This window comes from Maritalea porphyrae (assembly GCF_030159895.1).
GTDB lineage: Bacteria > Pseudomonadota > Alphaproteobacteria > Rhizobiales > Devosiaceae > Maritalea > Maritalea porphyrae.
Window position 1 is genome coordinate 128,247 of record NZ_BSNI01000001.1, and the last position, 12,708, is coordinate 140,954.

Annotated in this window: 11 protein-coding genes; 6 read left to right on the top strand and 5 right to left on the bottom strand. The window is 49.8% G+C overall.

Annotated features, from left to right (window positions below; translation table 11 throughout):
- The first annotated feature begins 276 nt into the window (after window positions 1–276).
- From QQL65_RS00645 to QQL65_RS00670, 6 genes are all read left to right on the top strand, one after another.
- The gene (locus QQL65_RS00645) at window positions 277–1,299 is read left to right on the top strand and encodes a substrate-binding domain-containing protein (RefSeq protein ID WP_284360990.1); all 1,023 of its coding nucleotides are present in this window, start codon (window positions 277–279) and stop codon (window positions 1,297–1,299) included.
- The gene (locus QQL65_RS00650; RefSeq protein WP_284360992.1) at window positions 1,296–2,375 is read left to right on the top strand and encodes an ABC transporter ATP-binding protein; all 1,080 of its coding nucleotides are present in this window, start codon (window positions 1,296–1,298) and stop codon (window positions 2,373–2,375) included. Before QQL65_RS00645 ends, QQL65_RS00650 begins: the two co-directional genes overlap by 4 nt.
- A gap of 297 nt (window positions 2,376–2,672) precedes the next feature.
- Complete coding sequence (locus QQL65_RS00655) at window positions 2,673–3,740, top strand: extracellular solute-binding protein (RefSeq protein WP_284360995.1); 1,068 nt, start codon at window positions 2,673–2,675, stop codon at window positions 3,738–3,740.
- Window positions 3,741–3,823: 83 nt separating this feature from the next.
- Window positions 3,824–4,942: an ABC transporter ATP-binding protein gene (locus QQL65_RS00660; protein ID WP_284360996.1), complete on the top strand. Its 1,119-nt coding sequence runs from the start codon at window positions 3,824–3,826 to the stop codon at window positions 4,940–4,942.
- Window position 4,943: 1 nt separating this feature from the next.
- Complete coding sequence (locus tag QQL65_RS00665; protein ID WP_284360999.1) at window positions 4,944–5,807, top strand: ABC transporter permease; 864 nt, start codon at window positions 4,944–4,946, stop codon at window positions 5,805–5,807.
- A 6-nt stretch (window positions 5,808–5,813) separates the two neighbouring features.
- A complete protein-coding gene (locus QQL65_RS00670) occupies window positions 5,814–6,671 on the top strand; it encodes an ABC transporter permease (RefSeq protein WP_284361001.1) in 858 nt (285 codons plus the stop codon).
- A 47-nt stretch (window positions 6,672–6,718) separates the two neighbouring features.
- Here the strand turns inward: QQL65_RS00670 and QQL65_RS00675 are convergent, their stop codons facing one another.
- The 5 genes from QQL65_RS00675 to QQL65_RS00695 form a co-directional block, all read right to left on the bottom strand.
- Complete coding sequence (locus QQL65_RS00675; RefSeq protein ID WP_284361003.1) at window positions 6,719–7,513, bottom strand: hypothetical protein; 795 nt, start codon at window positions 7,511–7,513, stop codon at window positions 6,719–6,721.
- Between the two features lie 131 nt (window positions 7,514–7,644).
- Window positions 7,645–8,790, bottom strand: coding sequence for an iron-containing alcohol dehydrogenase (locus QQL65_RS00680; RefSeq protein WP_284361004.1), 1,146 nt, complete (start codon window positions 8,788–8,790; stop codon window positions 7,645–7,647).
- A gap of 5 nt (window positions 8,791–8,795) precedes the next feature.
- Complete coding sequence (locus QQL65_RS00685) at window positions 8,796–10,178, bottom strand: aldehyde dehydrogenase family protein (RefSeq protein WP_284361007.1); 1,383 nt, start codon at window positions 10,176–10,178, stop codon at window positions 8,796–8,798.
- Window positions 10,179–10,181: 3 nt separating this feature from the next.
- A complete protein-coding gene (locus QQL65_RS00690) occupies window positions 10,182–11,546 on the bottom strand; it encodes a glutamine synthetase family protein (protein WP_284361008.1) in 1,365 nt (454 codons plus the stop codon).
- Window positions 11,547–11,621: 75 nt separating this feature from the next.
- On the bottom strand, window positions 11,622–12,653 hold the full coding sequence (locus tag QQL65_RS00695) for a TRAP transporter substrate-binding protein (protein WP_284361011.1): 1,032 nt from the start codon (window positions 12,651–12,653) through the stop codon (window positions 11,622–11,624).
- Window positions 12,654–12,708 lie beyond the last annotated feature (55 nt).

Consider the following 12,708-nt stretch of genomic DNA (forward strand, 5'->3'; position numbering starts at 1 on the left):
ACTATTGAAAGCGCTTTCAAGAAAACGAAATGAATCGGAATATGTCAAGCATCATTTTTCGCAACGCCGCGAACAATATCCGCAAATCCAGCAGAAAAGGATAATTAAATAACTGAATTTAAAGCATTTATTCTAATAGCAAACAAATTTCACGAGAATTGACAATTGTCAGGGCTTGCCAAAACATCCAATGAGCAATAAGAAATGGCTTGGAAAGCGCTTTCAATGATTGCGTATTTCGCTGCCAAATGGGATTCGTGGAGGAAGGAGGACGTTGTGGCAAATCTAAAATCACTTGCTGAGCATCTTGGCCTTTCTCAAGCCACGGTGTCCCGCGCGTTGAACAACTATTCAACCGTGAACCAAGAAACGCGCGCAAAAGTGCTAGAAGCGGCGAAAAAACTAAATTATCGCCCAAATTCAAGCGCGCGCAGATTGGCCACCGGGCGCGCCGATGCCATTGGCATTGTGCTGCCCCATCAAGACGACTTGTTGGTTGATCCGCACTTCGCTGACTTTTTGGCAGCTTTGACCAAAAAGCTGGCCACTTACGATAATGATGTGGTCTTGACCGCCACCGACACACCGCAAACATATCAACGCTTTGCAGAGATTGGCAAAGTGGACGGGTTTGTCATTTCTGCGCCCAAAGCCCACGATGAGCGCATTGCCGTACTGTCAAAACTCAACTTTCCGTTTATCGTTCACGGCCGTTGTGAAACAGACCTGCCTTACGGCTTTTTCGACATTGACAATGAAGGCGCGTTTTACGATGCGACCAAACTCCTGCTGCAACTGGGGCACACACGCATTGGCCTGATAAATGGCGCTGCGGATCTGATGTTCGCCAAACAGCGCCTGGACGGCTATAACCGCGCCCACAAAGAATTCGGCATCAAACCTGCGCTAGAACTCATCCATCATGACCACATGACCGAAGAATATGGCTACCGCCACGCGCAGGCGTTGCTTGATCTGGACGACCGCCCCACCGCGTTTCTTTGTTCTTCGACACTGGTCACGGTCGGTGCCCAACGTCGCATCCGAGAAATGGGCCTTGAAATAGGCAAAGACATATCCATCATCACCCATGACGATGGATTGTCGTCCTTAAAAACCGAGAATTTTTCTGTTGCCCTAACGGTTACGCGCGCGCCTATCCGCGACGCGGGCACACAAATCGCCAAAATGGTAGTGGACCTTGTCCGCGGCACCCCAATCGAACAATTACAAAAAGTCGTACCGGTTGATCTGATCGTGAGAACGTCAACCAGCGCACCAAGAAGGAGCAGATCGTGAGCGAAGCGAAAACGGTCCTGGACATTCAAAACCTGAAAAAGAACTACGGCTCTGTCGAGGTATTGCACGATATCAATATCGACATGAAAGAAGCTGAGTTTTTGGTGCTGTTGGGCCCATCTGGTTGCGGCAAGTCGACACTGCTCAATTGCATTGCTGGTCTAGAAACCATCAATGAAGGCACCATCCAAATTGGCGGCAAAGACATGACGCAAACCCCACCTGGGGAGCGCGACATCGCAATGGTTTTCCAATCCTATGCGCTCTACCCAACCATGACGGTGGGGGAAAACATCACCTTTGGCCTGAAAGTGCGTGGAACTGCCAAACAAGAGCAGCAAAAGCAACTCAAGCGCGTTGCTGAAATATTGCAGCTCGATCAATTACTCGACCGCAAGCCAAGCGCCCTTTCTGGTGGACAACGTCAACGCGTCGCCATGGGCCGCGCCTTGGTGCGTGACCCTCAACTTTATCTTTTTGATGAGCCACTTTCGAACCTTGATGCAAAGCTGCGTGTCGAAATGCGCGCTGAGATCAAAAGCCTTCATCAACGCGTGAATGCCTCAATCGTTTATGTGACGCATGACCAAATTGAAGCCATGACACTGGCCACCCGCATTTGTATTTTGAAGGACGGCTATATCCAACAAATTGGCACCCCAGATGAAGTTTATTACCGTCCGGCAAACACATATGTGGCCGGCTTTATGGGCTCACCACCAATGAATATTCTGCCCGCCAATGCGACCGAGAATGGCAACATATCACTGGCCAAAGATCAGACACAGCTAAAGAGCGCAGATTTTGGCCTAAATGGAAAAGCGCTGTTTGGCATTCGGCCAGAAGAAATAGAAGTCGTAGGTGAAAAAAACGGGGTTCTAGCGCACCCAGTTTCAGCAACAGCAATCGAGCGCACCGGTTCTGATACCTATATCACCGCTCAAATCGGCGAACACAGCTTCACAATTCGCGAAGCCGCCCGCAAGCGCGTCAATGTTGGCGACAAATTCAACATCTCATTTGACAACGACGCAGTTAGCCTTTTCCACGGCGAAACTGGTGAGCGCCTGAATTAGCCGCATTTCACATCCCATACTCGATCGATCCCAGGGCGCCGTTATGGCGCCCTTTTTGTCCAGCCACTCAAATTTCTGAAACAATTTTCACACAACCCTAAGTTCTGTACAGATTATTTTTGTTAATTTCTTGACAGCTGATGGTGACATGAAGGAACATCTTCAAATTGTCACAAAACTGCTAAGGAAGAAGACTAGAGCTCTTCCCGCGCTAAACAGTGGCGCAACGAAAATAACGAAGGGCGCACGCAGCAATTTCGCTTTGCGATGAACGCCTTACATAAGTGGAGTGAAATCATGAACAAGATTCTATCATCAGGGATTGCCTTGCTCGCTGCTGGCGTTCTAAGCACGTCGGCTGCACAAGCGGAAACCTTGCGTCTACTCACATGGGGCGGCTACGCACCTGAAAATGTTGTAGAATTGTTTGAAAAAGAAACCGGCCACACTGTGGAAGTGACAAAATCAAACAACGAAGAAATGGTTGCAAAACTGCGCGCAACAAATGGCGGCGGTTTCGACCTTGCTCAACCAAGCCAAGACCGCATTGCTGGCGCGCAAGCAGAATTTGATATCTATAAGCCGCTTGATCTGTCAAAAATTGACGCAAGCCAATTCATCCCATCGATGTTGGAAGCCACAAAAGGCAATACCATGATCGACGGTGAAGTTTATGGCGTACCGCACGTTTGGGGCACATCTGGTTTGGTGGTCAACACTGCGATGGCTGGCCAAGTCAAAGACTATACTGACCTTTGCGACCCTTCAGTCGCTGGCAAAGTATCGTACCGTTTGAAGCGCCCAACATTGATCGGTTTTGCTTTCTCTATGGGTCTAGACCCATTCGCAGCCTACAATGACGAAGCAGCTTACCAAGACATCTTGGACAAAGTTGAAGCCAAGTTGATCGACTGTAAGTCGAACGTTAAAACCTATTGGGGTGGTGGCGACGAGATCAAAAACCTCCTTCGTTCGGGCGAAGTTGTAGCTGCCATGGCTTGGGATACAGGCGGCTGGTCACTCAATGCTGACAATGCTGACATCACATTCGTAGCGCCAACATCTGGTGCTTTGGGTTGGATTGATACATTCGCAATGCCAAAACGCGGTCGTGCTGACGAAGCGGCATATGCTTGGATCAATTTCGTGATGCAACCAGAAATTGCTGCGATGATCACAACTGCTGCGGGTAACTTCACCGCATCACAAGGCGGCGACGCTGGCGTGGACGATGCACTTAAAGCACGTTACCAAGCAAGCTTCCCGCAAGAAGCAATCGACAACATCAAGTGGTACCCAACAGTGCCTGCAAATCTTGAGACACTCGAAGGCGCAGTGCTTGATCGCGTAAACGCAGCAAAATAAGCTTCGTCTAGAAGTGAACTGAATTGAAGGGGCGCGGATATCTGCGCCTTTTCTTGCATAAAGACCTTTTGGGGGGAAGAATAATGAGCCAAAACAAATCGGCCACCGCTTACGACTTAGAATGCCAAAACATCAATAAGGACTTTGATGGGTTCAAGGCTGTTGATGATGTCAGCTTTGGCGTCCCTGCGGGCACTTTCTTTTCCATTCTTGGCCCCTCTGGCTGCGGCAAGACCACCCTGTTGCGTATGATCGCGGGTTTCCAAGAACCTTCAAGCGGCGACTTGTTGATCAAAGGCAAATCAATGATTGGCGTACAGCCAAACAAACGCCCTGTCTCGATGGTGTTTCAGCATTTGGCGCTGTTTCCAATGATGGACATTGCTGCCAATGTTGGCTTTGGGCTGCGCCAGCGTGGCGTGCCACGCGAAGACATCGCAAAACGGGTTGAAACCGTGTTGGAACGCGTCGGATTGCCCGGCGTCGGCTCGCGACAGATCAACCAACTCTCGGGCGGTCAAAAACAGCGCGTGGCCATTGCTCGCTGCATGGTTTTGGAACCCGACGTTTTGCTGCTCGATGAACCGCTCGGCGCGCTAGACTTGAAGCTGCGCGAGCACATGAAAATTGAATTGAAAAAGCTGCAATCTGAATTCGGGACTACTTTCGTTTACATCACGCACGATCAATCAGAAGCTTTGGTGATGAGCGACCAAATCGCGGTAATGAACCACGGCAAATTCGAACAGGTCGGCACAGCTCGCGAACTGTACCACACGCCAAACACTGCATTTGTGGCTGGGTTTGTGGGCGAAGCCAACAAATATGAAGCAACAGTGGACGCTGCGTTTGGTGATGCAGTGACACTGGTGACGCCCGAAGGTATGGAGCTGAAAGGCATCAGCCCTGTTTCAAAGCTTGAGAAGGGTGACAAAGCCCATGTGTTCGTGCGACCCGAAGCCGTCCGACTGGCAACCGAAGCGGACAAATTCGGCGGCATTGAAAACCTAAACACCGGCATCGTCGAAAATATTCTTTTCAATGGCGCGAACAGCCACATCATTTTGCGCGAGGAGAAGTCGGGCGGCGAGATGAACGTCGCCATTCCGCAAACTGGCGAGTTCCGCGACCTTAATAAAGGCGACAAGATATTCATCGGCTGGGAAGCCGAACAAACCCGCTGCTACCGAGCGGAGGGATAAGATGACCCAAGCCCAATCTCGCCTTGGATTGTACTTGCTAATGGCGCCGCTAATGTTGTGGCTCTTGCTGCTAATCATCATCCCGCATATCGGCATGTTCCTAGTGTCGATCAGCGTAAAAACTGGCGTACGCCAATATGTCACCGGGTTTGGCAACTATATGGTGTTCTTCACCGAGCCGCTCTATTGGAACACCTTTGCACGCACGGCCTTTATGTCCATCGCTGCAACATTTCTAACTTTGCTGATTGGTTTTCCTGTCGCCTACTACATCGCGAAACTAACGCGCGGCCGCACAAAGACCACTTTGTTTTTGATGTGTCTCATCCCATTTTGGGTGAGTGAATTGGTGCGCACATTTGGCTGGATGATCTTGCTGCGCGAAACCGGCATCTTTTCCAGCTTCTTGCAATATATCGGCGTACACTCAGGTCCCGTCGAATTCTTGTATAACGACGCGGCGATTATGATCGGTTTGGTCTACACATCAATGTTGTTCATGGTGGTGCCGCTAGTCACAACGCTTGATAGCTTGGACGACAGCCTGATTGAGGCTGGCTATGATTTAGGCGGAAACGGGATTTCAATCTTGCGTGAAATCATCATTCCGCACGCCATGCCCGGCATTGTATCGGGTTGCATCGTGGTGTTTATGCTTTCGCTTGGAAACTACCTCACCCCCATCCTTTTGGGCGGCAAAGACAGTCTTTGGTTCACTGGTCTGATCTACAGCCAGTTCATCACCCGCTTTAATTGGGAGCTTGGCTCCGCGTTCGGTTTCTTATTGTTGGGCCTATCCTCAACAATCGTTTGGGTGGGCTTGAAGCTTTCGCGTCAATCCCTAACCGACACAGTGGGAAGGTAGAGCATCATGATCGCAACCATCCCTCAGTCAAAAGCATTCGCGTGGACCTATCGGATCTATGTGACGCTGTTTTTCATCTATTTGGCACTGCCCCTAACCGTTGTTTGCGCCTTCGCTTTCAACGATAGCGTTTTCCCATCCTTGCCTTGGGACGGCTTCACATGGGCTTGGTTCTTTGGCAATGAAGCGCCCTATATCGGTGTTTTCAATGAACGCCCAATCATCAAGTCCATCGGCACATCTTTGTTTGTCGCCTTTTGGGTTTCGCTACTGTCGATTGCAGTGGGCACATCAAACGCATTTCTTTTTGTGCGATATGACTTCAAATTCAAAGAGTTTTTGTACATTTTGATGCTCTTGCCGCTCATCATCCCAGGCATCATCTTGGGCATCTCGATTTTGGTATTTTCAAACACCGTAGCCAACAATCTAGAAGACGCAACCGGCTTGTGGTTCGATGGCTTACGCCCCGGCTTGCCTTTGGTGATCCTTGGGCAATTCAGTTTCATCGCAACATTCGCTACCCTAGTCATCTCAGCACGGCTTGAAAAGTTCGACCGGTCGCTAGAAGAGGCAGCGCTTAATCTTGGTGCCACAAAATGGGGTGCAATCCGCCAAATAACATTGCCATTTCTAATGCCCGCAATAGCTGGTGCTGCCGTGGTGGCCATTTTGATGAGCTTTGAAAACTTCAACACAACGCTAATGCTAGTCGGCTCAGACGCACCGCTAACCATCACCATGTTTGACAGATTGAAACAGGGCTCAACACCTGTGCTCAACGCAGTTTCGCTTTTGCTGATTGTCGTATCGGCATTGTTGGGCCTTATGTCCTTGTTGTTTCAAAAACGCGAACAGAATTAGCAAAGGGGTTTGACGCATAAACGTCAAACCCTAAACGGCAAGATAACTTACTTGATCTTGGCTAGAGCTTCCTCGCCATCATAAATATCGCCCTCAGCACTGATAATCTCTACGTCAATTTTTGCACGTTTTTTCTTCGACTTAATGTCATTGCCGGTGATCGTCTTTCGAAGTGCACGCAGCTCCGCAAGCTTGGCCTTGATGTTCGCCTTTACAATCTTCCAAGTCGCTTTGTGGTCCAGCTTTGCACGGGCATCTTGCAGCGCTTTGACTTCTCGCTCAACTTCCTTCTTTCTTGCGTTCGCAGACTCCAGCGCAATTTTCGCATCTGAAATCTCACGGTGATCAGGGTCATTCGGGTGATCTTTTTTAGCTTGTTCGAGATGACGCTTAGCATGTTTTATGTTGTTATCTTCTGTATCCAGTTTATCCTGCAAATCGCGCCTTTTGTTGAAAAGAAGTCGAGCAAACTCATTGCGCGGATCGCCCCATTTCTTCGGCCACTTCCCCCAATTTATCGCAAACCAGAACCCGACAGTTTTCGCGATTGAAAATGAGCTATTTGCAAGAATTCCAGTTCCACTCGATACCAAGAATGGATGGCGGGCCTCATGCAATGCGGCGTTGAAAAATTTCGGGTGGTCTTGTGCGATGGCATCAATCTGATCAAACGACCAAATTGCGCCGTCTTCATCCCTTCTAGCCAAAAGCTTCGAAGCGGCAGCATTCGCATTTTTCTTTCCTGACATCGCCAGTTGACAGATCACTTCTTCGGCATTCGCTGCGCTATTGATAAGATCAAGAAAATGGTCGACCTGGTTCTCTGAAAAATGTTCTTTCATTATTTCCTCCCTAAAAAACGCGCGTATGATTGCACAAACACACCAGCTCGACAAAATCGCACAAAAAAGCTGACCCCGAAGGGCCAGCTCACAGTTTTTGTCGTCTAAGGGAAACGACCAGGGTTTTCTGCTTAGAAACAAGCTTTCAGCAGCTCCAATGTGTTGTCGTAAGTCATCTCAACGGGGTTGCCACCAGTGCTCGGGTCTTGCAACGCCGACTTGGTCAACTGGTCCATGTCAGGATCTGTTACGCCCAACTCTGTGAGGTTCTTCGGAATGCCCAAACTATCATTTAGCTCACCCACATAATTGTAGAAACCTTCATAGCCGCCAGCGATACCAAGATAGTTGGCAGCTGCGGTCAATCGATCTTCGACTGCAGAACGGTTGAATGTGAGAACCGGCTGCATCACAACAGCATTGGTGGTGCCATGGTGGGTGTTATGCACCGCACCAATTGGGTGCGACAGCGCGTGGATGGCACCAAGGCCCTTTTGGAACGCAGTCGATCCCATGGCAGCGGCGGACATCATATGCGCACGCGCTTCAATGTCCGCGCCGTCTGCATATGCACGTGGCAAATACTCTTTCACCAATCGCATACCTTCCAGCGCGATACCCTGGCTCATTGGATGATAGTGCGGTGAGCAGAATGCTTCCAAGCAATGCGCAAAAGCATCCATTCCCGTACCTGCGGTGATGAATGGCGGCATGCCTGTTGTCAACTCAGGGTCACAAATCACAACGCCCGGCAGAATTTTAGGGTGGAAAATGATCTTCTTCTCGTGTGTCACCGAGTTGGTGATAATCGACGCGCGACCAACTTCTGACCCAGTGCCCGCTGTGGTTGGCACAGCAACGATGGGTGCGATACCGTCAACGTCAGCACGGGTCCACCAATCGCCGACATCTTCAAAATCCCAAATCGGGCGGGTTTGGCCAGACATGAAGGCAATTACTTTGCCAAGGTCTAATGCCGAACCGCCACCAAATGCGATCACACCATCATGGCCACCTTCACGATATTGTTTCAGACCCGCTTCGGCGTTCAACTCGCTAGGGTTTGGGTCCACGTCTGAGAACATCGCGCGGCCGAGCCCAGCGGCTTCAAGCAAATCAAGCGTTGCTGTTGTGATCGGCAGCGAGGCCAACCCTTTATCGCTGACAAGCAAAGGTTTCTTGATACCAACAGCCGCGCACGCATCTGCAATTTCAGAAATACGACCAGCGCCAAAACGGATCGGGGTCGGATAGTTCCAGTTTCCTTGCAACAACATGGTCGTTACACCTTCTTCAAATGATATGATTTTGGACGGGTGAGATTGTGATAGCCAATCACTGAAAGGCCACCGCCCTTCCCTGTATTCTTGCAGCCAGTCCAGCAAAGTGCCGGGTCAAGATAATCGCAGCGGTTCATAAAAACCGTGCCTGTTTCAATTCTGTCGCCAACTGCCTGCGCGCGCGCCACATCTTTTGTCCACAATGATGCGGTGAGGCCAAACTCGCTATCGTTCATCAAGCTGATTGCTTCAGCGTCGTCTTTGACCTTCATGATGCCAACAACCGGGCCGAAGCTTTCATCCCGCATCACACGCATGGAATGATCAACATCCACCAAAATCTGCGGCATCAAATATGCACCACCATCATCTTCAGGGAATAAAGCTGGATCAATTAGTGGCTTCGCACCGGCTTCAATCGCTTCTTTGGTTTGCGCGCGTACCTCATCAGCAAAACGCACATGCGCCATTGGGCCAATGGTGGTTTCTTTATCAAGCGGATTGCCCAACTTATAGCCAGAAACTATCTTCACCGCCTTTTCGACAAACTCATCGAAGAGACTTTCCGCCACATATATGCGCTCAATGCCACAACAACATTGTCCCGAATTGAACATCGCGCCGTCAATTAGCGTTTCAACCGCCGCATCCACATCCGCATCGTCCATTACATAACCTGGGTCTTTGCCACCAAGCTCTGTGCCAACGCCAGTGAATGTACCAGCAGCAGCGCGTTCCATCGCCTGACCGCCTCCAACTGAACCCGTAAAGTTCACGAACCCAAATGAACCAGATGCAATGAGCGAGGATGTAGTGTCGTGATCCAAAAACACATTTTGGAACACATCGCCAGGAATCCCAGCTGCATGGAAGGCTTCGGCCAAGCGTTCGCCCACCAACAAGGTTTGTGACGCGTGCTTGAGCATGACCGTGTTGCCTGCAATCAGCGCCGGCGCAACTGTGTTGATCGCTGTCATGTAAGGATAGTTCCAAGGCGCAACGACCAACACCACACCATGCGGCACGCGTTTGATGTAACGGTTGAACTCACCGCTATCTTCAATGGCGATTGGTGCGAGTGCATCTGCAGCAATTTCAGCCATGTATGACGCACGTTGATTAAAACCGCCAAACTCACCACCATAGCGCACTGGGCGACCCATTTGCCAAGCAAGCTCTTCAACGATTTTGTCGTTCATTTGCCCGACTTTTTCGACACCCGCTTTAACAAGCGCAATACGCTCATTCAATGGGCGTGCCGCCCATGCAACTTGAGCCGATTTTGCTCGCTCAACGGCGGCGTGAGCGGCGTCATTGCTCAGCGTTTCGCGCTCAGCATAAAGGGACCCGTCAATGGGTGATATACATTTCACAGTGTTTGACATTTCTTACGCTCTTTCAAAACCCCGGGCGATCTCATAGTCGGTCACCACCCGGTCAAAGTCTTCTTGTTCCCACTCTGCTGCATGAACATAGTGAGCCACCACCTCTTCACCCAATGCTTGTTTCAGCATATCTGAATTGTTCAAAGTCACCGCAGCATCGCGCAATGTTTGCGGGATTTCCCGTGCATCCTTGCTTTCGTAAACATCACCGGACGTTGGCGGCGCGAGTTCCATTTTGTCCTCAATGCCTTTGATACCGGCAGCCAGCTGCACAGCTAGCGCAAGATATGGATTTAGATCTGAACCACCGATACGACACTCTACGCGAACAGCTTTTGTGCCATCACCGCAAAGCCGGAACCCAGCGGTGCGATTATCAACCGACCATACGGTCTTTGTGGGCGCAAACGTGCCTTTTTGGAAACGCTTATAGCTGTTGATGTAAGGCGCGAGGAAATAAGTATAGTCCGGCGCATAATGGATCAGACCGGCCATATAGTTACGCATCAAATCTGACATTCCCAGTTCTTGATCCGGGTCGAAAAACGCGTTCTTGCCATCCTTCCAAAGCGATTGATGGACATGAGAGGAACTGCCGACACGGTCTTTATGCCACTTAGGCAGGAAGGTCACTGAACGCCCTTGTTGCCACGCAATTTCTTTGGTTGCGTGTTTGGCAATCGTGTGATTGTCCGCGCAATCCAAAGCTGCTGCATAACGGATGTTCAGCTCTTCCTGCCCAGCCTCTGCCTCCCCCTTGGAGTTCTCAATTGGCACACCCGCAGCATAAAGATGGTTGCGCAATGGACGCATCACAGCTTCTTCTTTTGTGGTCTGCAGAATATGATAATCTTCATTGTAGCCGCTAATCGGCGCTAGCTCACGAAAGCCTGATTTGCGCACCTCGTCAAAGCTCTTTTCGAACAAAAAGAACTCCAATTCAGTCGCCATCATCGCATCAAAGCCCAATTCATTTAGGCGAGCGATTTGCTTTTTCAGCATTGCGCGGGGCGAATGTGGAACCTCTTTATGGGTGTGATGATCGAGCACATCACACATCACCATCACTGTGCCTTCAAGCCAAGGCACAGGACGCAATGTTGATAGATCAGGCTTCATCACATAATCGCCATAGCCGGATTGCCAGCTTGTCGAGGCATAGCCTTCGACCGTGTACATCTCCAGATCTGTTGCGAGCAAATAGTTACAGCAATGAGTTTCTTCCCATGCGCTATCTACAAAATGTTGCGCATGAAAACGCTTACCCATCAGACGACCCTGCATATCAGGGAAGGTCACCAAAACGGTATCCACATCTCCGGCTTGCACTTGGCGCTTTAGGTCATCAAAAGAAAGATTGCCCGGCATAAAAGTCGTCCACTTTGATCAGTTAGAATAAAAATGTCTCGGAACAACCCGAAGGTCATCCCGAGACCAGTTATATTAGCTATAACGATACGGACGGCCAGCTTTTTGCATGTCCGCATTGTACTTTTTGAAGATCTCTACCACTTTGGCTTTGGTCTCAGATTCAGCCGCAATCTCATCCCAGAATTTCAAAGCAGCATTTTCAACTTGCGCCCATTCTTCGTCTGGAATTGAAGTGAGTTCCATCTTCGGTCCATTCACACGCAGTGAAGCTTCACCGCCCCAATACCACCACTGGCGGTAGTAGTGCGAGCTGTCCATTGCGAACTGCAAAAGCTCTTTCAGATGTTCCGGCAATTCCTGATAGCGATCTTGGTTGGCAAAGAATGAGCCAGCCCAAGCACCAGAGATATTGTTGGTCAGGAAGTAGTTGGTCACATCTGCCCAGCCCACAGTATAATCTTCCGTGATACCTGACCATGCAATACCATCTAGCTCGCCAGTTTGCACTGCAACTTCAATGTCTTCCCATGGCAGTGTTACTGGAACAACACCAAACTGGCTCAAGAAACGGCCAGCTGTTGGGAATGTAAAGACACGCTTGCCCTTAAGATCTGCCAAGCTGCGGATTGGGTCTTTTGTTGCAAAGTGACATGGGTCCCAAGCACCAGCTGACAAATGCTTCACACCAACTTTTGAGTACTCTTCGTCCCAAATCTCGTTCAAACCATATTGGTTGAACAACACTGGTACGTCGAGCGAATAGCGGCTTGCGAATGGGAAGTACCCACCAAACACCGTTACTTCCGTTGGTGACGCCATTGAATCATCATCTGACTGCACAGCGTCAATTGTTCCCTTTTGCATTGCACGGAACAATTCACCAGTTGGCACCAATTGATCGGCATAGAACAATTCGATTTCCATCTCATCGCCAGCGATCTTGTTGAAACTATCGATGGCGGGTTTAATCACATGCTCAGCCAAAGCAGGGCCAGCATATGTTTGCATCCGCCAACGGATTTTTGATTGCGCAATCGCTGGTGTGGCGAGAGCTGCAGCCGGTGCAAGCGCTGCCCCGGTTAAAAACTTACGTCTAGTTGTCATTTCCTTCTCCTTGTTTAAGCCTTTTGATGCCTGATTTTTCTCAGGTCTGTTTTTT

What these genes read in the sequence shown, in the direction of transcription:
- QQL65_RS00655 (WP_284360995.1), top strand. Translation starts at nt 2,673, where the DNA reads ATGAACAAGATTCTATCATCAGGGATTGCCTTGCTCGCTGCTGGCGTT.
- QQL65_RS00660 (WP_284360996.1), top strand. Translation starts at nt 3,824, where the DNA reads ATGAGCCAAAACAAATCGGCCACCGCTTACGACTTAGAATGCCAAAAC.
- QQL65_RS00665 (WP_284360999.1), top strand. Translation starts at nt 4,944, where the DNA reads ATGACCCAAGCCCAATCTCGCCTTGGATTGTACTTGCTAATGGCGCCG.
- QQL65_RS00670 (WP_284361001.1), top strand. Translation starts at nt 5,814, where the DNA reads ATGATCGCAACCATCCCTCAGTCAAAAGCATTCGCGTGGACCTATCGG.
- QQL65_RS00675 (WP_284361003.1), bottom strand. Translation starts at nt 7,513, where the DNA reads ATGAAAGAACATTTTTCAGAGAACCAGGTCGACCATTTTCTTGATCTT.
- QQL65_RS00680 (WP_284361004.1), bottom strand. Translation starts at nt 8,790, where the DNA reads ATGTTGTTGCAAGGAAACTGGAACTATCCGACCCCGATCCGTTTTGGC.
- QQL65_RS00685 (WP_284361007.1), bottom strand. Translation starts at nt 10,178, where the DNA reads ATGTCAAACACTGTGAAATGTATATCACCCATTGACGGGTCCCTTTAT.
- QQL65_RS00690 (WP_284361008.1), bottom strand. Translation starts at nt 11,546, where the DNA reads ATGCCGGGCAATCTTTCTTTTGATGACCTAAAGCGCCAAGTGCAAGCC.
- QQL65_RS00695 (WP_284361011.1), bottom strand. Translation starts at nt 12,653, where the DNA reads ATGACAACTAGACGTAAGTTTTTAACCGGGGCAGCGCTTGCACCGGCT.